Source organism: Burkholderia sp. SCN-KJ, from assembly GCF_024656005.1.
Taxonomy (GTDB): Bacteria; Pseudomonadota; Gammaproteobacteria; order Burkholderiales; family Burkholderiaceae; genus Burkholderia.
This window is the reverse complement of sequence record NZ_JANKOG010000019.1, coordinates 127,617-149,297: the sequence shown is the minus strand read 5'-3', so window position 1 is coordinate 149,297 and position 21,681 is coordinate 127,617. Positions and strand designations below refer to the sequence as shown.

The following is a 21,681-nucleotide window of genomic DNA, read 5'->3' as shown; positions in this document are numbered from 1 at the left end:
GGTAGCCGACGAGAGGCCCGTCGACGTGGACGACGACAGCGAAGCGACCGAGCTGTTGGTCGAACTCAGGCCGGTCGACAGCGAACTGATCGAGCTGTTTGCCGACGAGAGACCGGTCGACGTGGACGACGACAGCGACGCAACCGAGCTGTTGGTCGAACTGAGGCCAGTCGACAGCGAAGCGACCGAGCTGTTGGTGGAGCTGAGGCCGGTGGACAGCGAGTTGATGCCCGTCGAGGTCGAAGTGGACAGCGAGCCGATCGAGCTGTTAGCCGACGAGAGGCCTGTCGACGTGGACGACGACAGCGAAGCCACCGAGCTGTTGGTCGAACTGAGGCCGGTCGACAGCGAACTGATCGAGCTGTTTGCTGACGAGAGGCCGGTCGACGTGGACGACGACAGCGAAGCCACCGAGCTATTGGTCGAGCTGAGGCCCGTGGACAGCGAGTTGATGCCGGTCGAGGTCGAGGTAGACAGAGAGCCGATCGAGCTGTTTGCCGACGAGAGACCGGTCGACGTGGAAGTCGACAGCGAAGCAACCGAGCTGTTGGCCGAACTGAGGCCGGTGGACAGCGAGCTGATACCGGTCGAAGTCGAAGTGGACAGCGAGCCGATCGAGCTGTTTGCCGACGAGAGGCCAGTCGACGTGGAGGTCGACAGGGACGCCACCGAGCTGTTGGTCGAGCTCAGGCCGGTGGACAGCGAGCTGATACCGGTCGAGGTCGAGGTGGACAGCGAGCTGATCGAGCTGTTAGCCGACGAGAGGCCGGTCGACGTGGACGACGACAGCGAAGCGACCGAGCTGTTGGTCGAGCTCAGGCCGGTGGACAGCGAGTTGATACCGGTCGAAGTCGAAGTGGACAGCGAGCCGATCGAGCTGTTTGCCGACGAGAGGCCGGTCGACGTGGAGGTCGACAGGGACGCCACCGAGCTGTTGGTCGAGCTCAGGCCGGTGGACAGCGAGCTGATACCGGTCGAGGTCGAAGTGGACAGCGAGCCGATCGAGCTATTAGCCGACGACAGGCCGGTCGACGTGGAAGTCGAAAGCGAAGCGACCGAGCTGTTGGTCGAGCTGAGGCCGGTGGACAGCGAGTTGATGCCGGTCGAGGTCGAGGTGGACAGCGAGCCGATCGAGCTGTTAGCCGACGACAGGCCGGTCGACGTGGAAGTCGAAAGCGAAGCGACCGAGCTATTGGTCGAACTGAGTCCGGTCGAAAGCGAGCCGATACCGGTCGACGTGGAGGTCGACAGCGAAGCCACCGAGCTGTTTGCCGAACTGAGTCCAGTCGAAAGCGAGCCGATACCGGTCGACGTCGAAGTCGACAGCGAAGCCACCGAGCTATTGGTCGAACTGAGTCCAGTCGACAGCGAACTGATACCCGTCGAAGTCGACGTAGACAGGCTGGCAATGCTCGACGTCGTCGTGTTGGCGACCGCATAAAGCTGGCTACCGTTGATCGCGTCCGTGCTGGTCGTGCTGACCAGGCCGGCGGCGACGTTCTGGATGCGCCGCTCTGCCCCGGCCGCACCGACGCTGACGACACCCGCGGAGGAACTCGCGCCGGCGTAGGTGCCGAACGTCTGGCCGCCGATCGTCGTGCTGGTGACGGAACCCGTGCCGCCGGTCGCCGTGTTCGCGGCGCCGATCGTGACGGCATTGGAGCCGAGCGCGACCGAGCCAGCCACGTTTGCATTGGCACCGGACCCGAAGGCCTGCGCGTTGGTGGCGCTGGAGACCGCGGTATCGCCGATCGCGACGCCGCCGGCCGCGGTGGCCGCGCTGCTGTTGCCCAATGCGACCGAGCCTTGACCGGTCGCGGAATTGGCATTGCCGATCGCGACGGCGCCCTGGCCGTTGGACGCGTCGTTTGCACCGAGCGCAACGGCGCCCGTACCGATCGCCGAGTTCGGGTCGCCGATCGCGACCGCGCCGTTGCCCGTCGCCGTTTGGCCACGACCGATTGCCACGGCCCCGCCGATCGCCGTGCTGCTGTTGGCCGTCGTACCGCTCGAGCCGATCGCAACGTTCTGGCCGATCGCGCCGGACACGACGCCATCGCCTTGGGCGATGCCGAAGGCGCCGTTGACCGTCGCGCCGCGACCCATTGCAATGCCGGAAGTCGCGGTCGTCGCGACGGACGACTGGCCACCGATCGCGATGCCATCCGATGCGGCCGACGACGCGGCTGCCGTCGTATTGCCGCCGATTGCGATGGATCCTGCACCCGTCGCCTTGGCGCCGGAATACGAGCCGGACACGCCACCGCTGCCGATGGCCACCGCGCTCACGCCCGACGCGGTAGAAAAATTGCCATAAGCCGAGGCGGCCGTACCGCTGGCCGTTGCCGAATTGCCGGCGGCAATGGCGTTCGCACCGCTCGCGGACGCGAAATTGCCGAGCGCGGTGGTGAAGTTTCCGCTTGCGTTTGCCGTGTTGCCGTATGCCGACGCGTCCTGCCCGTTAGCGGTGGCCAGATAGCCGACCGCGGTTGCCGAGGTTGCGGACGCCGTACCCGTCGTGCCTTGCGCAAAGGCATTCTGGCCAATGGCGATATCGCCACTTCCGAGGGCTTTCGACGTACCGAACGCAATCGAGTTGCCGCCGGCACCGGTTGCCGACGAACCCATCACGACCGCATTGTTGCCACTGGCGGTCGATGCGACGCCGATCGCGATCGCCGACGTCGCGCCTGACGTGACGGACGACTGACCGCCGATCGCGATCGAGTCCGAAGCGGCTGCTTGCGCGCCCTTGGTTGCGTTACTGCCGATTGCGATTGCACCCGCACCCGATGCGATGGTCGAGTTTGCCTGGGACAGCGGCGTCGTGCCGTTACCGCCCGCGCCGCCGATCGCGACCGAGTTCAGCGCGTTCGCGGTCGAGCCGAAGCCGAGTGCGGTGGCGCCGGTGCCGCTGGCGGTCGTTTCGAGACCGGTCGCCACACCCCACAGGGCTGCCGAGGAGAGCATGCCGGTTGCGACGGCACCGTTGCCGTTCGCTTGCGCAAACGAGCCGTATACCGTGACGCCGGTAAAGAGGTTGCCGTTGGAATTACAGCCGGCGACGACCGAATAAGTGCCCGAACCGTCTCCCGCCTGGTTTGCCGTGCCGCCCGGGTTCACGCGGCCGACCGGGCCATTGCTTGCCGTAAAACAGGTTTGCTGTGTGTTGAGCGTGTTGGCCTCCGCGAGCGCGGGGAGGCCAAGAGCGAGCGCGGCGGCGGCCGCGACCACGATGGCGGACTTGTTCGGCTTGCCCCGTGCCGAATCGTGTTCGGATGCCGCGACCCAGGCGCCAAGGGCTTCGTTCCAGATCGAGCGGTATGTGCGGTTCATGTCCTACTACCTCCAAATATGCACGTCACACACCGGTCTCTTTCGTTAGAGGAATCTGCCGTGCGCTCGCGCGAATCTTAAAATTGATGGGCGGAGTTTATTTGAGGCGATATTTTTAGATTGACAAACAGTGATAAATCTAAGGTTTTAGAAGTTAAAAGATGGTTAATGGATCGTGTTTTTTGGTGTTGATTTGTAAGAAAGTTGAAAATGACTGGAAGGTGAAGTGAAGGTCGCGTGCGGATGCGATGTCGGATGAAAAAATCCATATAAATCAACGATGTTGCGGAGTTTTGTGTGCGGCATCGCACATTGACTAACCGAAAAAGTAAGACAAATGAAACGACAAACGTTTGCGGCAAACGTTTGCTTTTCTGAGTTGTAATATTCGACGGAGCGCTAGTTCTTATGCATTGGATGCTCTCGTTAATTTATTAATATGGGATTTGATGTGGATTTTTAATTGTATTTATTAATTTCCTGGCAAATCAAAAAAACACGAGCCGCGGAGTTTCCGATTATGCTGGTTTGCGCATCTCATCGGCCGCGCGCGCCCGTCGGGCGGGCCTTCCCCGGGGCCGGTTTCACAAAGTTGTAAAAAAATGCTACAGGCGCATTGGCTCAGCTATTGGGATTCCAGTCCCGAATCTGTCCAATTGACGTATTTCATATGATGGGTTCGGGAAGGAGGAGACGAGGTGCCAGATCGCCCCGCGCCGGGTAGTCATGCAACCGGAGTCGTTGCGATGACGGCGGGGCGTCCACGATGACGGCCGAAGATGCGAACGATGGGGCAACGGTGAGCCGCGAGCAGGAAACCCGGATCTGCTTCACGGTGACTCGACCGTGCTGGCAAGGGGGACATCCCGCGGGAGAGAAAGACGACTCGCAAGCGCGTCGGATGAGCACCGTCAGGCTGATGGGTGTCCGTTGGCTGGCGTGATGCCGCGCCCAAATCGCCGGATGCGAGCCGGGGTGCTGTTCGCTTTCGTCCGGAAGGGTGAACCACGGTGAGGATGGCAGCCGCGGCAATGCGACTCCGTTCTGCCACCCGGTCCGGGCGGCGCAGTACATCGTCCCGGACAATGCGCCGGCGGCCGGCCTGCACCGCCGGCAATCCGCCGCCGCAGCCTTATTTCCGCATGAATCGCAGCGCGAGGCGCGCCATGCGCGGCACGAACATCGGGCGCAGCAGCCGTTTGTCGTACCCGGCCATGCGCCGATCGTTCTCGCTGACGCACAGTTCGATCAGTTCGCGCGGGTTCAGCGCATCGCCGATGTCGGCGGTGCTCGTCGCCGGAAAGTTCGCGTCGTGCGCGACGCCGTCCGCATCGATCCCGCGTGCGATGCCGATGCGTTCCCGGATCAGGAATGCCCACACGGCCGCCACCCGTGCGAAGAACCACGGCCGGCGCCACCACGGCAAACTCCGCCAGTACCACGCATACCAATTCACGAAGAACAGGATGTGCCGGCCTTCCTCCTGGATCACGGGCTCGAAGGTGTCGACGAGTTCGGGCGGGAAATAGCCGGAGCGCTGCGCGGAGCGGAACAGGCCGAACGCGAAGAAGCTGTCGATGCATTCGCTGAAGCCGGTCACCATCCACGACCACTCGGGGTCCTTCGGAGCAGGATAGGCCGGTTCGGGGGCGAGTTCGATGCCGTATGCCTGGACCAGCTTCGACAGCACGACCTTGTGCCGAGCCTCCTCGGCGCCGTCCATCTCGAGCGCCTGGCGCAGCAGCGGATCGCCGACGGTTGCGGCGAAGGTGGCGACGCGGATCGACGCGCGGCCTTCGGTCTGCACGGCGATGTCCCAGATCGGCAGCGACGTGAGCCGCTTGAGTTCGTCGGGCTTGAGCGGCGGCCAGTCGATGACGGCCGGCTTGTACGGATTGTGCGTATCGAGCAGCATGCGGCAGAACATTTGCCTGTGCGCATCGGAACCGATCCTGACCGGACCTTGACGTTCGAAGGTCCAGTTGCGCATGGCATGATCCGCCGCTGCATGGTCTTCCTGCAGCGTGTCGGACATGGCTGTTGTTATGCGATTACGAGACGAAAGATTCTTGCATAGCTTCCGTAATCGCGCATTCTCGAGCGGCCCTGCGCTGCCGGGTGCTGCGCTCAGGCCTGTGTATCGACCCAGAGGCGTCCCCAGCGGGACGCGTACGCGAGCGCGTGTTCCTCTTCGAAGAAGAAATCGATCGCATCGAACGACACGGCGCGCGGCGACGGGCCGCCGCTTGCCTTCTCGATCGTCAGGTTCGCGGCGAACAGCCCGTTCGGCAGCCGGGCGGCGGCGGGGGCGACTTCATAGCCCTTGTAACGGATCGTGCGGTTCATGGCGTGCGCATGGAAGGTTCGGGCTTTCAGCGTACGAAAACCCGCGGCCCGCGTGAACCAATCTTTCGGCCAATGCAAATCACGTGGCGGGCCGGATCGTTATCGGGGTGGGGAGCCGGCATGAAGCAGGCGGCAGCGCTGCGATGCGCGCCGGACGGCCGGACGCACGCAGCCCGCGCACGGCGAACGTCGTCGGCCGGGCGCGGGCTGCGGGGAGCGGGGATTACTGGTTGGCGATCTTCAGCACGGGCGCGAGCGCGTCGACCGACGCGGCATGCGTGGCCGCGCGATGCGATGCGAACGCGAGCGCGAATTCGGCTGCCTGCGAGCCGACGGTCTCGAGCTGTGCGACGACCTTCGGATCCGAGCAGCTGTCGGCGCTTTCGAAGCGCGTTTCGAGCGTGTTTACGGTGGCGCCGAACGGGGTCGGCCAGCCGCGCAGCGCGTGGACGATCGAGCGCAGCGACGTCAGCACGGTGCCGGCGGCTTGCCAGCCGTAGGCCGTGACGATCAGGCCGACCGCGCGGCCGTCGAGGTACGGGCGCTCGTCGGCGCGCAGTTCCTCGAGCGTGTCGAGCGCGTTCTTCACGAGGCCGGACACGCCGCCGTGATAGCCGGGCGTCGCGATGATGATCGCGTCGGCTTCGCGCACGGTGTCGATCAGTTCCCGCTGCGCGTCGGTCAGCGTCTTGTGTTCGGGGGCGTAGTGCGGCAGCGTGTGCAGGAACGGGCCGTCGAACAGGCGCGTGCGTGCGCCGGCGGCTTGCGCGCCGCGCAGCGCGAACGACAGCGCGCGCTCGGTCGACGACGCGGCCCGGGTGGTGCCGCCGATGCCGACCACGAACGGGCGGCGGTGTTGATCGAATGCAGTCAAAGGGCGCTCCTTGGGGATGGCTTGCCCGGCTAAGCACAGGCTTAAAACCAGATGGTAACGACCCCGCCGCCACTCTGAAAACGACTTTTCGTTCTATCGATATGCCAGGCACGCGGGGCGCGGGTGCGCGCGGCGACGCAGATGGATAGCAGAAATGCTTGGTTGGGACGGCGAGCCGCACTCGATAAGATGGGCCCGTCTCCTCCATAAATGTCTCTACTGACATGGGTTGGCCCCGCCGCGCGGATGCAGGCGGGGCTTTTTTTTCGTCCGGCGCCGGAAAGGGGGCGCGATGCGCTGCGTTACTCGAACACCGGCCGGAAGAAGCTGCGCTCGTAGCTGACGATGCAGCGCGTTTCTTCTGCATACCGGAACGCGGCCTGGCACGCGGGATCGGCCTTCGAGCGTTCGCGGTAGCGCTCGTATTCGGCGAGACTCGGGAACGAGAACATCGCGAGCGCGATGTTGCTTGCCCCTTCGGAAGGCAGGAAGTAGCCGTGGTGCGTACCGCCGAATTGCTCGACGAGCGGAATCCACATCTTGCCGTAGGTTTCGAACTGCTCGAGTTTGTACGGATCGATGACGTAGCGAAGGAAGCAGGTGACCATGGGCGCTCGCGGTGCGGTGGAGGATCAGCGAGTCTGGAGCGCGTCGCCGGGTGTGTCAACGACGATGCGGGGCGCTCGCGCGGGGCATCGCGAGTCCGGAATCGCGCGGCATGGGGTCGGCGACGAAGTGCGTCTCACGCATTGCTTGCAGGCACAACGATCGGTGTGTTCGACCACGTGTCCGAAGGCGCCGAACGCATGAAAATGCACACCGTCGCGCCATCGCCTCGCTTCGAATTCTCGTCTTTTTTACGACATTTTTTCTTGCGACGCCTCGCGGCGCGCTCCTAGACTTCGGTCATCCTGACCACGGAGCGCTGCCATGTCGATATCCCGGAACACGATCGCCGAACGTTCACCCGCCGCGCCGCCTGCCATGCGCGCCGACCGGGTCATCGTGCGGCGCTTCGATCCGGCAGTCGACAGCTACACGCAGCTCACAGCGCTGCTGCATCGTGCGTTCGCGCGACTCGGCGCGATGGGGCTCAACTGTACGTGTGTCGACCAGGCCGAGGAGGTCACGCGTCGCCGCGCGGAAGCGGGTGAATGTCACGTCGCGGTGTCCGGCTCTCGCGTCGTCGGCACGATGACGCTCTACGCCACCGATCCGGCGTCGCCGTGTTCGCTGTACCGTCGCGACGGCGTCGCGAGCGTGCGGCAGGTGGCCGTCGATCCCGGCTGGCAAGGCGGCGGGATCGGTGCGACGCTGCTCGCATTTGCCGGGCAGTGGGCCGCGTTGCGCGGTTATTCGCTGCTCGCGCTCGATACGCCGCATCCCGCGTCGCATCTGCTGGCGTTCTACCGGGCCCAGGGCTTCGACGTCGTCGATATCGTGCGCTTCGCCGGCAAGCGCTATGACAGCGCGATCCTGTGCAGGCGTCCCGCTGCATGCGTCGCGCGTCGCATGTCGCCGGCATCACGGCGGGGCGTGCGGCCTGTCGTGATGGCGCAATCATGGGCGTTTCGCGCGATCGCGGCGATCCGGGCCGACTGGCGTGCGCGTCGCGGTACGCGCTCGCCGGCGATGGGGGCGGCCGGCGCGGCCAGCTGCCGCTCGTCGCCGTGGCGTCCGCGTCCGCGCGGCCGCGTCGCGGCGCGAACGGTGGGAACGGTGGGAACGGCGCGAACGGTGCGCGCGGCACCGGCCTGATTCGGCGTGCCGGCGTGGTCCTACTCGTCGCGAGCAGGCGTGTCGCCACCGCCGCGTGCGAGGCGCCATGCGATCGTGCCGAGCACGCCGACCGCGACGACCAGCGCACCCCACAGCACGTAACGGCGGGCCGCATCCGTATCGGCTGCGGGCCCGGGCGGGACCGCCGAGGCCGACAGCGCCGCACCGACGCGCGCGGGCCGCACCTCCGGCGCCATTCCGACCAGCAGCGCATCGCGGCTCACGGCCGACGACGGCAGCGACGCATTGCCGACACCGAGCGTGAACGGCGGCATGCCGCGCGCGACGAAGGTCAGGGCGGCCGGATGCCAGCCGACCGCGACGGCCGGCTGGCCGCCGCCGAGTCCGCCGTTGCGCATGTCGACGACGATTCGCCATACGCGATCGGGATTCGACGCAAACGCCAGCGGCGGGTTGCGCTGTTCGCCGCCCTTGCCCTGCAGCCGGAACAGCACGGCGCCGGCGACCTCGCGCCACGGCGCCTGCGCGTCGGGGCGACTCTGCAACGTTGCGCGCGCAACCGTATTCGGTTGCGGCAGGTCGATGCGCACGCGGTCGACCGGATAGGCGCCGTCGGTATCGAACAGATACTCGCCGGGCGCGCCGCCGGCCCGCACATGTACCGCTTCGCGCCATTGACGCGGCACGGCAGCGGAGTCCGCAGTGCGCGCATCGTGCGGTTGCGTTTCGATCTCGATCGATCCGATCGCGGGCGCGCCGTCGAGCCAGTCGAGCCGCAGGTAGCGCGGTCCCGCGCCCTCGAGCGCGATGCGTTCCTGCACCAGCAGGTCGCCGCCGCGGCCGACCTTCAGCAGTTGCGTGCTGCCGAGCGAGCGCCAGCTGCGCAGGTCGTCGCTCGCTTCGACGGCGACACGGCCCTGGTAGCTGTCGTCGCTTACATGCACGAGCAGCGCGTCGACCTCGCCATCCGCATGCGACAGGTCGACGAGATCGGCCGCGTGCTTCGCGCGAGCCGGCGCGGTGACGGCCGCGCGTAGCGAGCCGTCCGGGGCGACCGACACGCCGAGCGGCGCCTGACCGTCGTCGGCGCGCGCGGGCGGCAGCGGGAACCAGTGCACCGGCGTGCGCGCCGGCGGCACGGCGGCCGCCGCAGGCGCATCGAGCGAATACGGCACGGGCTCGCCGGCGCCGTTGAACACACGCACGTCGCCGAGATCGTCGCGCCGGCTGGCCGCATACACGGCCTGCGGCACGGTGAGCTGGTAATACGCGGCGCTGCCGTCGAGATCGAGCGAGAAGCGCCGCGCGACGCGTTCCGCGCCGGGGGCGCCGTCGGCCGTCGCGAACGACGTCAGCAGGCTCAGGCCGAGCAGGGCTGCGAGTCGTTTCATGGTTGGGTGTCGCCCGGTTGGGCCGCGGCCTTCGGCGGCAGCGGCGAGAAATAGCCGATCAACAGCAGCAGGATGCCGATGCCGATGAACGACACGATGCGTTCGATGCCGGTGACGTGCGACAGGTCGAACAGGAACAGCTTGATCACCGTGAGCGCGAGGAGTGCGGCGCCGACGAACCACAGCGGACGCAAGCCGCGGCGCGTGGCCCAGATCATCGTCGCGAGCGCGCAGAGCGTCCAGTACACGGAGACCGACGCCTGCACGAGCGTCGATTCCGCCATCGCGTCGAATGCGTACGGCACGCCGGTCCAGTGATGCAGCGTGCGCAGCAGGATCGCGTTCAGCCACAGGAAGGCCGTTGCGCCGGCCGCGCCGAGCAGTTCGACGCGATAGTTGCCGAACGGCCAGCCGAGCGTGCGCGCACGCACGAACCACGACGCGGCGAGCGCATAGACCACCACCAGCACGAGGTCGAGCGGATTGAGCAGAGGAATGCGCGCCCAGCTGCCGCCGTCCTGCGTGAAGTTCGCGTAGAAGGTCCAGGCCCACATCACGACGATCAGCGGCAGCGACGCGAGCGCGCACACGCGCGCTATGCCGTTGCGGCGCGTCAGCCACATGCCGGCGAACGCGAACAGGCTCCAGCCGACCATGAACACCTGCTGGATGCCGAACGAGGACAGCACGGTGTCGATGTCGTAGGCCAGGTGGAAACGCTGATGCAGCGTGCGCAGCAGCAGCGCGTTGAACCACAGGAACACGGTCGCGAGCGCGGCAAGGTCGGCCGCCAGCGGATGCCAGGCGACTCCGAGCGTCTTCAGGCGGCGCAGCCAGGTGGCGAACGCGACGAAGATCAGCAGTTGCGCGACGTCGAGCGGATTGAGCAGCGGCAGCCAGAACAGCGGCGACGCATCGCCGTCGCTCGTCACGCTGGCGATGCTCCACAGCCACAGCAGCGCGGCGAGCGGCGCGGCACCCCATACCTGATACGCGCGCGGGAACGCGGCGACCGGCCAGCGCAGGCGCGAGCCGGGGCCCGACACCAGCAGAAGCAGCGCGCCGAAACCGTAGGCCCACGCGCTCCAGCTCCACGCCCCTTCGGGGACAAACGCGCGCAGGCGCCAGAAGCCCTCGAGCGAGAACAGCCCGCACAACGTCCAGAACATCAGCGTGTGCAGCGGCGCGATCACGGGAACGGGGATGGCCGCCACGGCCGACGTGCCCGCCACCGGACCGGCGGCCGCCGTGCCGCGCGACTGCCGCAGCAGCAGCGCATAGCATGCGACGACGGCGATCGGCCACGCGAACGCGCCCATGCCCGACAGCGGCGCCTCGTGCGAATCGAACGCGCGCAACGCGAGCAGCGCGAGCACCGGCGTCAGCGCGAGCGCCGGCCATTCGGCGATCGGCCACGCGAGCTTGCGGCGCGCGACGTGCGCGAGCCACGCGGTGCCGGCGGCGAACAGCGCGGTCGCGTCGACGACGAACCGGTCCGCATGCAGGTCGACGTGACGGCCCGCGTAGACGAGGATCTCGTGCAGTCCGCCGCTCAGCCACCACAGCAGCCCCCACGCCGCGGCGGCCGCGCCGACGTCCGGCATCCACGCGTGCCACATGCGCGCTTCGTCGCGTCCGTGCAGCCACCAGCCCGTGAACAGCCCGGCGAGCGCGATCAGCAGCATCGCGATGTATGCGCTGTTGAGCACCGGCAGCGTGTTCGTGTCGGCCGGGCCGAGCAGGCTCGTGAAGAATGCGCCGGCCGCGGCGATCTGCATCAGCAGGCCGAAGCCGAACGGCGCAAGGCGCTTCTCGCGCACGCCGACCCACACGATCGCCGCGCCTTCGATCGCCCACGCGGCACTGGTCGTCGGGCCCGAGAACGCGAGCGGCACCGCGAGCGTCGCGAAGATCACCGCGAGCGCGAGCATCGCTTCGAACAGCAGCGCGAGACGATCGCGGCGCCGCGCGAGCCAGGCGGCGATTGCGACGTAGAACGCCGACAGCGCGACGGCGCTCCATGCGAGCCCGAACGGCAGGTCCTTCACGAGCGACGCCTGCAGCGCGGTCGCGACGATCGGCGTGCCGAACACGAGCGTGCCGTCGACATAGTGGCGCAGCGCCAGCTCGCGTTTCACCGCGTACAGCAGCGCGATGCCGACATACATCAGGAAGAACAGGATCAGGAACGGCTCGGTGGTCGCGAACAGCGCGGGGCGGTAGGCCGTCACGCCCCACGCCGAGCCGATCGTGAACGTGAACACGAAGCCGAGCAGGTTCAGCGGACGCCAGGCCTTGAACCACGCGATCGCGAAGATGCCTGCGTTCAGCAGTGCGTAGTAGCTGAACAGCGCGACATGGCTACCGTGGCCGGTCGACAGCAGCACCGGCGCGAGAAAGCCGCCCGCGCTGCCCATGAACGCGAGCGGCAGCGCGTTCTGCTTCACCGCGAGGAACGCGCTCAGCGCGCACACCGCGACCATCAGCGGGAACGCCGCGCCGACCGGCAGCAGCGTGTAGAGCTTGGTCGCGGCGAAGATCGTCAGGTACAGGATGCCGATGCCGCCGCCCTGCAGCACGAGGCCGTACGCCGCGCGGCGCGCACGCACGCGCCAGCCGATCGCGAGCAGCGCGGCCGCGGCGAGCGCCGTGCCGGCCAGGCGGAATTCGATCGGCAGCATGTCGTTGTCGGCCGCGTACTTGAGCAGGAACGCGACGCCGAAGAACAGCACGATGATGCCGACGCGCACGACCGTGTTGCCGCCGAGCAGCCAGTCGCGCGCAGCGCGGAGCGCGCGTTCGGCGATACCGGGTTCGCGGGGTTCGGGCGGGGCGGGTGGGGCCGGCGGCGTGGTCGTTGCGGGTGCACGCGTCGGTGCGCCGGCGGCGGCCGGTGCGGCGCTCGTCCGCATGGCGACTGCCGGCGCGGGAGCGGGCGCGGACGTCGACGACGGCACGCCGGCGCTCGCGACGGCAGGCTGCACGGATGGTCGAGGCGGGATCGCGGCGGGCGCGGGCGTGATGGCGGAGGGAGGCGTCGACGGCACCTGCGCGGCGCTGCCGCTCGTCGCGGCACCGGCCTTCGCGCCGGCGAGCTGGCCGCGCAGCACGTCGAGCTCGCGCGTGAGCGCGTCGACCGTCGCTTCGAGGCGCGCGACGCGATCGGCGAGCGGCACGGGAGCGGGTTGCGGCGTCGCGGAAATCGCGAACGCGTCGGGGGTCGTACCGCCGTGCTTGCGCGTGCGTTGCTGCAGTGCGTGGCCGATGCAGAACCCGGCCGCCGCACCGAGCAGCGTGCCGTTGGCGGCGGAGAAATCCCCGAACAATGCGGCGATACCGCCCACGATGAAACCGATTGCGGCAAAAGCCCAATTCATCGCCTTGCTCCCTCTCTCATTTCGTTATCGTCCTTCGATCGTCGCGTGGCCCGATCGAGGCTGTTTCCGTATGGCCGGCAGGCGAACCGGCATGCGCGGACTGCCGGCGCAGCGTCACGCGCAAGGCGCGCGGCGACGTCGCGATCGGCGTGTTTGCCGGAATGTATCACAATGGCCATGGGGGATTTTCTGGGTTGCGGGTGGGCCGCGAAGCATGGCTATCGCGCGTGCGCGGCGCCGGTTTTCGTACGACCATTCTTTTTCCCGGCGCCGGGCGGGCGAGACGGCCCGATCGGACGTGGAATTGTCGTAAAGCGACGCGCGGTTTTTGCGGGTTGTCGCAAAACGCCGCCGCTCGCGCGTCGCGCTGCTGCGCACAAGTCACACCCGCGATGCCCGCCGGTGCTGGCTGTGCGCGTATTGCGTCGCCGCAATCGGGGGCCGCCGAGCGCCGCGCCCCGCGGGGCGGGCCTGCGGGGTGTGTCGTATTTGCGCAAGCGTTTGTCGTAATTCGTCGGCAGGTCGGGGTTTTTTCTGGCAACTATGTAGGCACGTTGAGTCACACGCGTGAGTCCCCGCTACACGAGGAGAAGGTTTCGATGGATGCCCCCAAGGTCGTAGTCGAAGGTCTGTGCAAGGTATTTGGAAGCAACCCGCAGCAGGCGCTCGACATGCTCGCCGCCGGCGCAACGAAAGACGATGTGCTCAAGCGTACCGGTCAGGTCGTCGGTGTGCACAACGTATCGTTCGACGTGCAGGAAGGCGAAATATTCGTGCTGATGGGCCTGTCCGGCTCCGGCAAATCCACGCTGATCCGCCTCGTGAACCGGCTGGTCGATCCGAGCGCCGGCAAGGTGCTGATCGACGGGCTCGACGTCGCGTCGGCACGCCGCTCGGCGCTGACCGCGCTGCGCCGCAAGGACATGAGCATGGTGTTCCAGTCGTTCGCGCTGATGCCGCATCGCACCGTGGTGTCGAATGCCGCGTTCGGCCTCGAGGTCGCGGGCGTCGGCAAGAAGGAACGCGAACGCCGTGCAATGGAAGTGCTCGAGCAGGTCGGCCTCGCACCGTTCGCGCACAAGCTGCCGTCCGAGCTGTCGGGCGGCATGCAGCAGCGCGTCGGCCTGGCCCGCGCGCTGGCCGTGAACCCGTCGCTGATGATCATGGACGAGGCGTTCTCCGCGCTCGATCCGCTCAAGCGCCGCGAAATGCAGGACGTGCTGCTGCAACTGCAGAAGGAGCAGCGCCGCACGATCATGTTCGTGTCGCACGATCTGGAAGAGGCGCTGCGCATCGGCAACCGCATCGCGATCATGGAAGGCGGCCGGCTCGTGCAGGTCGGCACGCCGCAGGACATTATCGCGAACCCGGCCGACGACTACGTGCGCGCGTTCTTCGACGGCATCGACACGAGCCGCTATCTGACGGCGGGCGACCTGATGCAGACGGGCGCCGTGCCGACCATGTCGAAGTGCGACGCCGCGAACGTCGCAGCGACACTGAACGGCAGTGCCGAATATGCGTTCGTGCTCGACGCCGCACGCAAGATCCGCGGCTTCGTCACGCGCGAGGCGATCGGTCAGGACACGCCGTCGGTGCGGCCGATCGAAAGCATCCGGCGCGATGCGTCGCTCGAACATGTCGTCGCGCGCGTCGTCGCGAGCCCGAATGCACTGCCCGTCGTCGACGACGACGGCTGCTACTGCGGCTCGGTCGACCGTGCTCTTATCCTGAAGGCCATCACGCGTTCGCGAGGCTCCCATGTCTGAAATGATTCCGCTCGGTACCTGGGTCGACCAGTCCGTTCACTACCTGCTCGATCATGACGCGGCGACGTTCGATACGATCGGCCGTGCGATCGAGGGTCTCGCCGCCTTCGTCGAGCACAGCCTGCAGGCGATCCCGATGTGGCTGATGATGGCGATCTTCATCGGCGTCGGCTTGTGGCGCGTGGGCTGGCGCTTCGCGCTGTTCACCACCGCGTCGCTGCTGCTGATCTTCGCGACGGGCTTCTGGGACCAGACGGTCATCACGCTCGGCCTCACGCTGTCGTCGACGATCATCAGCCTCGTGCTCGGCATTCCGCTCGGCATCTGGGCCGCGAAGAGCAAGTGGGTCGCCGCGATCGTGCGTCCGATCCTCGACCTGATGCAGACGATGCCCGCGTTCGTCTACCTGATTCCGGCCGCGATGCTGTTCGGTCTCGGCCGCGTGCCGGGGATCCTGTCGACGGTGATCTTCGCGATGCCGCCGGCTGTGCGCCTGACGAGCCTCGGCATCCGTCACGTGAACCGCGAGATCGTCGAAGCCGGCCAGGCATTCGGCTGCACGCCGTGGCAGCTGCTGTACAAGGTGCAGTTCCCGAACGCGCTGCCGTCGATCATGCAGGGCGTGAACCAGACGATCATGATGGCGCTGTCGATGGTGATCATCGCGTCGATGGTCGGCGCGGGCGGCCTCGGCAACGACGTGCTCGCAAGTATCCAGCGCCTCGACATCGGCCTCGGCTTCGAAAGCGGTCTGTCGGTCGTGCTGCTCGCGATCATTCTCGACCGCATCACCGAGAGCTTCGGCCGCGCGCCGGGCACCGCGAAAGCACCGCTGTTCTCGGGCCTGAAGCAGCTGTTCCGCGCGAAGGCCGCGCCCGCGCAAGCGTAAGCAACCGGCGGCCGGTTCGACTTCCGGCCGCCTCTTCCGATTCGATACCGGCTTCCGTGGCGTTTGCCACGGGGCTGGCTGCGTGCAACCTGCTCAACCGTTCGCCAGGAGCTCGATGTGACGTCCGCCGCCGCTGCCGCCGTGCCCGCCGCTCGCGTTTCACCGGTTTCGTCCCTTGCCCATTTCGGTTTCCTGACGCTGCCGCACTTCTCGATGATCGCGTTCTCGAGCGCGGTCGAAGTGCTTCGGATGGCGAACTACGTCGGGCGTGCCGATCACTACCAGTGGTCGATCTATTCGCTCGACGGCGCCCCCGTGCGGGCCAGCAACGGCATCGCGGTGCGGCCGACCCAGGCGCTCGACTACACGAACCTGCCCGACGTGATGATCGTATGCGGCGGGATTCACATCCGCGAGGTGGTCGACGACGGCGCGCGCGACACGCTCGCGGCGCTCGCCGAACGCGGGTTGCCGCTCGGCGGCATCTGCACCGGCGCGTATGCGCTGATGTCGGGCGGCCTGCTCGACGGCTATCGCTGCACCGTGCACTGGGAGAACCTGTCCGCGCTGCATGCGGAGTTTCCGCAGGTGGGGTTCGCCGACGAGCTGTTCGTCGTCGATCGCGACCGGCTCACCTGCACCGGCGGCACCGCGCCGCTCGACCTGATGCTGAATCTCGTCGGCATGCGTTTCGGCCAGCAGCTCGCCGCGCAGGTGTCCGAGCAGTTCATCCTCGAACGTATCCGCAGCTCGACCGATACGCAGCCGATTCCCGTCGATGCGCGAGTCGGCTTCTCGCGCGCGGAACTGATCGAGGTCGTGCGGCTGATGGAAGCGAACATCGAGGAGCCGCTGTCGCTCGAGGAACTCGCGCGGCTCGTGCGGCTGTCGCAGCGTCACCTGCAGCGGATGTTCAAGGTGTACCTGAACGTGTCGCCTACTCACTATTACCTGACGCTGCGGCTGAAACGCGCGCGTGACCTGCTGCGCACGACCGACGCGTCGATCGCGCGCGTGACGACGACGTGCGGATTCCATTCGCCGTGTCACTTCAGCAAGGCGTATCGCGCGCAGTTCGGTCACGCGCCGAGCTACGAGCGACGGTTGCCGGGGCGCTGACGCCACCCGCGCGAACCATTCGGTCCGCGACGCCGCCGGGATCGCGGCGCGCGGCTTCAACCATCGATCCCGCCCCCATGAAAAACGACGTCACTTTGAGGAGAAGACAGATGAAGCGCCAATTGATCGCAGCGGTATGCGGGATCGGGATGGCCGCGCCGATGTCGGCGGTTTATGCGGCTGACGCGCCCGTGTGCAAGAACGTGCGCTTCGCGGACGTCGGCTGGACCGACATCGCTGCCACCACCGGTCTTGCAGCGACGATGCTGCAGGGGCTCGGCTACGCGCCGACCAAGACGATCGCGTCGGTGCCGATCACGTTCGCGGGCATCAAGAGCAAGCAGATCGACGTGTTCCTCGGCTACTGGTCGCCGACGATGGACCCGATCATCCAGCCGTTCACGAAGGCCGGCACGATCAAGGTGCTCGCCACGCCCAACCTGACCGGCGCGAAATATACGCTCGCGGTGCCCGACTACGTGTACCAGGGCGGCCTGAAGTCGTTCGCCGATATCCAGAAGTACGCCGACAAGCTCAACGGCAAGATCTACGGGATCGAACCGGGCAACGACGGCAACCTGCTGATCAAGAAGATGATCGACGGCAACCAGTTCGGCCTCGGCAAGTTCAAGATGGTCGAGTCGAGCGAGGCCGGGATGCTGGTCGAGGTGAACCGCGCGATCCGCGACAAGCAGTGGATCGTGTTCCTCGGCTGGGAACCGCATCCGATGAACGTGCAGATGAAGATCGACTACCTGAGCGGCGGCGACGACGTGTTCGGCCCGAACTACGGCGAGGCGAAGGTGCTGACGGCCACGCCGCCGGACTACGCGCAGCGTTGCCCGAACGTCGCGAAGTTCGTGTCGAACCTGCAGTTCACGACGTCGATCGAGAACCACGTGATGCTGCCGATCATGAACAAGGAAGACCCGAACAAGGCCGCCGCCGCGTGGCTGAAGGCGAACCCGCAGGCGCTCGACAAGTGGCTGGCCGGCGTGACGACGCTTGACGGCAAGCCGGGCCTGCCGGCAGTGAAGGCGTATCTCGGCGTGCAATGAGCGTCGACGTGACCGGCGCGCTCGCCGAAGGCGGCGCGCCGGCGTGATGAAACGCGGCCCTCCCGTATCGTGCGGGCGGGCCGCGTTGCTTTCGGGCTTCGCGTCGATCGACGCGGCGCCGGGCCGCGAACACCCGTCACGACCCCTTCGTTGCCGCCGGCACGTCGAACACGCGATCGAACGCCCACTGGAACACGAACGCATAGCCGAAGAAGAACGCGAACAGCCCGATGTCGACGACGAACGCGTCGAACCACGAGATGTCGAGCCACCACGACACGACCGGCACGAGGATGAAGATCAGCCCGCCCTCGAATCCGGTCGCGTGCAGGATCCGCCGCCCGAGCGTACGCGTCGGCTGTCGGCGCGATGCTTCCCAGCGCTCGAACAGCGCGTTGAAGATCATGTTCCACAGCATTGCGATCGCCGACATCGTCGCCGACAGCGCGCCCGAGTAGACGAGGCCCTGCTTGAAGAGCGCCGCGATCGCGGGCGAGATGCAGGAAATGGCGATCGCTTCGTAGAGCACTGCCTGCGTGATCCTGCGCGGTAGGCCTTGCACGTTGGTTCTCCGGTTCGACGGTCGTTGGTTCGTCGATGGTTGGGCGGTGGGTTGGCCGCTGCTGCGTGCCGCGGCCGCCGTGCCGCGACGTCCCGGAAGGCTACCCGCGTTGCGCGCGCGCCTCAATTCACCTAATCTCACGCGGATTGAATCGAATTCAACCCGGCCGGATCCGGCCCGCGAGGCCTCGTGTTCTCGAAAATTCCCCTGACCGCATTACGTGTATTCGAGTCGTGCGCGCGGCTCGGCACGTTCAAGGCGGCCGCCGACGAACTGTCCGTGACGCCGGCGGCCGTGTCGCATCAGATCAAGTCGCTCGAAAGCCGGCTCGGCGTACTGCTGTTCGAGCGCGGCGCGAGCGGCGTGCGGTTGACGGACGAGGGCGAGCAACTGTTTCGCGCGTGTCACGACGCGCTGCTCGGCATGAGCCGCGGGCTCGATGCGCTGCGGCCCGCGACGGCCGATGCGCGCACGCTGGTGCTGACCACCACGCCCGCGTTCGCCGCGATGTGGCTGATTCCGCGGCTCGGCCGGTTCCGGCGCGTCGATCCGCAGTTGCACATCAAGGTGGAAACCGGCAACGCGCTCGTCGATCTCGAACGCGACGCGCGGGTCGATCTCGCGATCCGCGCGACGTCGCGCACGTTTCCCGCGCTGCACGAGATCGCGCTGATCGACGAGTATTTCGGCGCATATGCGGCGCGCGGCCTCGACGTCGGGCGCGCGAACGAGCGTATCGAGCTGATCGAGACCACCTGGGATACGCCGCTTCCCGTGTCGGTCGACTGGGCGTCGTGGTGCCGTGCGGCCGGCCGCGAAGCGTGGCTCGAGCGCGCGGTGTTCCGCCATTACGACGACGAGCATTACGCGCTGCAGGCCGTGCTGCATGGCCAGGGTGTCGGGCTGCTCAGTTCTGTGCTGGCCGCCGAGCACGTCGAACGCGACGCGCTGACGCCGATCGATGCATCGGTGCGGCTCGCCGGCGCGCGTTTCGTCGCACTGTGCCGGCCCGGGCGAGAGCGCGAGCCGCGGGTCCGGCGGTTTCTCGACTGGCTTGAAGCGGAAATCGTGCAGACGCGCGACGCGGTCGCGCGGATCGCGCCGCCGACGTAAAGCAACGGGCGGGCGCTTGCCGTCGGTACGCGCTGCGTGCGCGTCGTTCGTTATCCGAAGCGCACGCAATACACCGGTGGCAAATGCACGGAGACCTGCCGCCAGTTTTCGCCGCCGTCCGTGGAGGTCCATAACCCGCCAGTCGTCGACGCCATCGCGAGACGCGTGCCGGAGTCGTCCACCGCGAGCCCGTGCCGATACACGAGATCGTAGGCCGGCGCAGGCGGCAACCCGTTCGACAGGCTCTCGAAGCTGCGGCCGCCGTCGCGCGTGCGCGTGACGACGAAGCGGCCGTTCACCGGAATCCGGCACGCATCCTTCACGGCGGGGACGAACCACGCAGTGTCGGGATCGGCCGGATGCACGGCGACCGCGAAGCCGAAGCTCGACGGCTGCGCTTCGATCCGCTGCCAGTGCGCGGCACCGTCGGTCGAGCGGAAGATCGCGCAGTGATGCTGGGTCCACAGCACATCGGGGTTGGCCGCGCACTGGACGACGCGATGCGGGTCCTGCACGTTGGGTTCGCCGCGCCGCTCGGGCGGCATGTAGTCGGCCTCCATGCCGTCGGCGCTCACGCGCCAGGTCGCGCCGCCGTCGAAGGTCTGCCAGACGCCGCCGCACGAGATGCCGATCGTCACGTGCCGGCTGTCGCGCGGATCGACCATCACCGAATGGATGCCCGGCGCATCGTAGCCGCCGCCGAACCACTCGGGGCGCTCCGGGCGATCCCACAGCGGGCGGTTGAGCGCCCACGAATCGCCGCCGTCGTCGGAGCGGAAGAGGCCGCCCGGGATCGTGCCGGCCCACAATACGCCCGGTTCGTCCGCGCCGCCGGTTTCGAGCGACCAGATCTGCTGAAGCGTCCACGGCGGGCGGGGCGGGGTGGGCGCTTCGTCGTGCGCGTCGCCGGTGCCGGCATGGGCGCTGACGTCGGCGCGCGGTTCATCGGCGGGCTGCGGCGGATAGACGGGGACCGCACATTCTTCCCATGCGGCGGCACCGGCACGCCTGCGGTGCAGCTTGACCCCGAAATGGCCGAGATTGAGCGCCGCATACAGCGTGCCGTCGCGCGGGTCGGCCAGCGCCATGCTGACCGGCTCGCCGACGAAGTGCGGCTCGCCGAGCGCCCAGCCGCCGTTGCCGTCGGCGTGCAGCACGAACAGGCCCTTGCGGGTCGCGACGAGCAGTCGATCGTTCATGTCGGATGTCTCCTGTGGGCGCGGCCGCGCGCTCGTTTGGATGGCGATGCGTCCCTTTATCCGCCGGACAGTGCCTGCACGACGTACACGCGGCTGCCGTTGCCGAGCGGATCGGACAGATGTTGCCGGTCGCGTACCGGCTGGCCGTCGATGAACACCGACAGGTGCTTTCGCAGCGCGCCCTGGTCGTCGACGATATAGCCGCGCAGCCGCGGCTGTTCGCCGAAGACGGTTTCGAGCGCTTCGCCGAGCGTCCGTGCGTCGATGTCGCGCTCGGGCGTGTCGATATGGCGCTGGATCGACGCCGCGAAGAAGAGGCGTGCCATGGCGGTGGCTGGCAGGAGCCGTGCGGGGGGACGGTCTGTAGTGTAGGCGATCGATCGGGCCGGCAGCGACCTTGCCGTACGGCCGGCGCCGCGGCGACGTTGCTGCGCCGCGCAACGGCCGGGGTGCCCGATCCCCGTCGATGCGCTATGCGTACTTGTCGCCGACCGTACTGCGGATCGGATGGGTGTCGTAGACGATGATCATGCGCTCGATGCGCGCGTCGTCGTCGAATTCGAATACGTCGACGCACTCGAACCGCACCGCGGTGCCGTCCTTCAGTCCCCAGTCGTAGACGAAATAGCCGGTGGCCCGACGTGCGCCCGTGGCGCTGACGCAGATGTCGATCGGCGTGATCCTGCTTTGTCCGGAGGCCGCCGCGACTTTTTCGAAGAAGGGCTGTGGCGACATCCAGCCGAGGAACGGCGAAAATATCTGCGCATCCGGCGTGAACAATGCGCAGATCGCGGCGACGTCGCCGCTCTCGAGCGCTTTCAGGTAGGTATCGACCTGCCGCGTGTATAGTGCGTCGGACGACGAGACCATGGTATTTCTCCGCTGATTGTTGACGAGCCAGCCACGAC

At 67.2% G+C, this 21,681-nt stretch carries 16 protein-coding genes and 1 pseudogene; 6 read left to right on the top strand and 11 right to left on the bottom strand.

Going from position 1 to position 21,681, the window contains the following annotated elements; genetic code table 11:
* The 5 genes from NQV17_RS27465 to NQV17_RS27445 form a co-directional block, all read right to left on the bottom strand.
* Window positions 1–3,336 (bottom strand): ESPR-type extended signal peptide-containing protein (locus NQV17_RS27465; protein ID WP_257774671.1); only part of this gene is annotated, 3,336 nt, incomplete at its 3' end.
* Window positions 3,337–4,468: 1,132 nt separating this feature from the next.
* Complete coding sequence (locus NQV17_RS27460) at window positions 4,469–5,371, bottom strand: ferritin-like domain-containing protein (protein ID WP_257774670.1); 903 nt, start codon at window positions 5,369–5,371, stop codon at window positions 4,469–4,471.
* Window positions 5,372–5,463: 92 nt separating this feature from the next.
* Window positions 5,464–5,682 carry a hypothetical protein gene (locus tag NQV17_RS27455; protein ID WP_006749916.1) on the bottom strand — a complete coding sequence of 73 codons (219 nt, stop codon included), beginning with the start codon at window positions 5,680–5,682 and terminating at the stop codon, window positions 5,464–5,466.
* A gap of 223 nt (window positions 5,683–5,905) precedes the next feature.
* Window positions 5,906–6,556: an NADPH-dependent FMN reductase gene (locus NQV17_RS27450; protein WP_044844444.1), complete on the bottom strand. Its 651-nt coding sequence runs from the start codon at window positions 6,554–6,556 to the stop codon at window positions 5,906–5,908.
* A gap of 302 nt (window positions 6,557–6,858) precedes the next feature.
* Window positions 6,859–7,164, bottom strand: coding sequence for an NIPSNAP family protein (locus NQV17_RS27445; RefSeq protein WP_124485090.1), 306 nt, complete (start codon window positions 7,162–7,164; stop codon window positions 6,859–6,861).
* A gap of 322 nt (window positions 7,165–7,486) precedes the next feature.
* Between NQV17_RS27445 and NQV17_RS27440 the strand changes: the two genes are divergently transcribed.
* Window positions 7,487–8,314, top strand: coding sequence for a GNAT family N-acetyltransferase (locus tag NQV17_RS27440; protein WP_257774669.1), 828 nt, complete (start codon window positions 7,487–7,489; stop codon window positions 8,312–8,314).
* Window positions 8,315–8,334: 20 nt separating this feature from the next.
* On the opposite strand, the gene NQV17_RS27435 is transcribed toward NQV17_RS27440, so the two are convergent.
* Together NQV17_RS27435 and NQV17_RS27430 are read right to left on the bottom strand one after the other, a co-directional pair.
* Window positions 8,335–9,687 carry a DUF3999 domain-containing protein gene (locus tag NQV17_RS27435; RefSeq protein WP_257774668.1) on the bottom strand — a complete coding sequence of 451 codons (1,353 nt, stop codon included), beginning with the start codon at window positions 9,685–9,687 and terminating at the stop codon, window positions 8,335–8,337.
* Entirely contained in the window at window positions 9,684–13,064 is a 3,381-nt protein-coding gene (locus tag NQV17_RS27430) for a DUF2339 domain-containing protein (protein ID WP_257774667.1), read from the bottom strand. Before NQV17_RS27430 ends, NQV17_RS27435 begins: the two co-directional genes overlap by 4 nt.
* Window positions 13,065–13,421: 357 nt before the next feature.
* Here NQV17_RS27430 and NQV17_RS27425 point away from each other — a divergent pair.
* From NQV17_RS27425 to NQV17_RS27410, 4 genes and pseudogenes are all read left to right on the top strand, one after another.
* Window positions 13,422–14,833, top strand: a pseudogene (locus tag NQV17_RS27425) (glycine betaine/L-proline ABC transporter ATP-binding protein); the annotation flags it as partial.
* Entirely contained in the window at window positions 14,826–15,722 is an 897-nt protein-coding gene (choW, locus tag NQV17_RS27420; RefSeq protein ID WP_257774666.1) for a choline ABC transporter permease subunit, read from the top strand. The pseudogene NQV17_RS27425 and the gene choW, both read left to right, overlap by 8 nt.
* Before the next feature lie 117 nt (window positions 15,723–15,839).
* On the top strand, window positions 15,840–16,841 hold the full coding sequence (locus NQV17_RS27415; protein WP_044844438.1) for a GlxA family transcriptional regulator: 1,002 nt from the start codon (window positions 15,840–15,842) through the stop codon (window positions 16,839–16,841).
* A gap of 110 nt (window positions 16,842–16,951) precedes the next feature.
* Window positions 16,952–17,899 (top strand): choline ABC transporter substrate-binding protein, encoded by a 948-nt coding sequence (locus tag NQV17_RS27410; protein ID WP_257774665.1) that lies wholly within the window; start codon window positions 16,952–16,954, stop codon window positions 17,897–17,899.
* Window positions 17,900–18,035: 136 nt separating this feature from the next.
* On the opposite strand, the gene NQV17_RS27405 is transcribed toward NQV17_RS27410, so the two are convergent.
* A complete protein-coding gene (locus NQV17_RS27405) occupies window positions 18,036–18,461 on the bottom strand; it encodes a PACE efflux transporter (protein WP_257774664.1) in 426 nt (141 codons plus the stop codon).
* Window positions 18,462–18,650: 189 nt separating this feature from the next.
* Between NQV17_RS27405 and NQV17_RS27400 the strand changes: the two genes are divergently transcribed.
* Window positions 18,651–19,574: a LysR substrate-binding domain-containing protein gene (locus tag NQV17_RS27400; RefSeq protein WP_257774663.1), complete on the top strand. Its 924-nt coding sequence runs from the start codon at window positions 18,651–18,653 to the stop codon at window positions 19,572–19,574.
* A gap of 50 nt (window positions 19,575–19,624) precedes the next feature.
* Here NQV17_RS27400 and NQV17_RS27395 read toward each other — a convergent pair whose 3' ends face one another.
* The 3 genes from NQV17_RS27395 to NQV17_RS27385 form a co-directional block, all read right to left on the bottom strand.
* Window positions 19,625–20,773 carry an exo-alpha-sialidase gene (locus NQV17_RS27395; protein ID WP_257774662.1) on the bottom strand — a complete coding sequence of 383 codons (1,149 nt, stop codon included), beginning with the start codon at window positions 20,771–20,773 and terminating at the stop codon, window positions 19,625–19,627.
* Between the two features lie 56 nt (window positions 20,774–20,829).
* The gene (locus tag NQV17_RS27390; RefSeq protein ID WP_257774661.1) at window positions 20,830–21,099 is read right to left on the bottom strand and encodes a MoaD/ThiS family protein; all 270 of its coding nucleotides are present in this window, start codon (window positions 21,097–21,099) and stop codon (window positions 20,830–20,832) included.
* Between the two features lie 145 nt (window positions 21,100–21,244).
* Entirely contained in the window at window positions 21,245–21,643 is a 399-nt protein-coding gene (locus tag NQV17_RS27385; protein WP_257774660.1) for a nuclear transport factor 2 family protein, read from the bottom strand.
* Between the last annotated feature and the right edge of the window lie 38 nt (window positions 21,644–21,681).

Coding starts and splice junctions, on each gene's coding strand:
- NQV17_RS27460 (WP_257774670.1), bottom strand. CDS start 5,371: ATGTCCGACACGCTGCAGGAAGACCATGCAGCGGCGGATCATGCCATG.
- NQV17_RS27385 (WP_257774660.1), bottom strand. CDS start 21,643: ATGGTCTCGTCGTCCGACGCACTATACACGCGGCAGGTCGATACCTAC.
- NQV17_RS27455 (WP_006749916.1), bottom strand. CDS start 5,682: ATGAACCGCACGATCCGTTACAAGGGCTATGAAGTCGCCCCCGCCGCC.
- NQV17_RS27440 (WP_257774669.1), top strand. CDS start 7,487: ATGTCGATATCCCGGAACACGATCGCCGAACGTTCACCCGCCGCGCCG.
- NQV17_RS27430 (WP_257774667.1), bottom strand. CDS start 13,064: ATGAATTGGGCTTTTGCCGCAATCGGTTTCATCGTGGGCGGTATCGCC.
- NQV17_RS27410 (WP_257774665.1), top strand. CDS start 16,952: ATGAAGCGCCAATTGATCGCAGCGGTATGCGGGATCGGGATGGCCGCG.
- NQV17_RS27445 (WP_124485090.1), bottom strand. CDS start 7,164: ATGGTCACCTGCTTCCTTCGCTACGTCATCGATCCGTACAAACTCGAG.
- NQV17_RS27395 (WP_257774662.1), bottom strand. CDS start 20,773: ATGAACGATCGACTGCTCGTCGCGACCCGCAAGGGCCTGTTCGTGCTG.
- NQV17_RS27435 (WP_257774668.1), bottom strand. CDS start 9,687: ATGAAACGACTCGCAGCCCTGCTCGGCCTGAGCCTGCTGACGTCGTTC.
- NQV17_RS27390 (WP_257774661.1), bottom strand. CDS start 21,099: ATGGCACGCCTCTTCTTCGCGGCGTCGATCCAGCGCCATATCGACACG.
- choW (WP_257774666.1), top strand. CDS start 14,826: ATGTCTGAAATGATTCCGCTCGGTACCTGGGTCGACCAGTCCGTTCAC.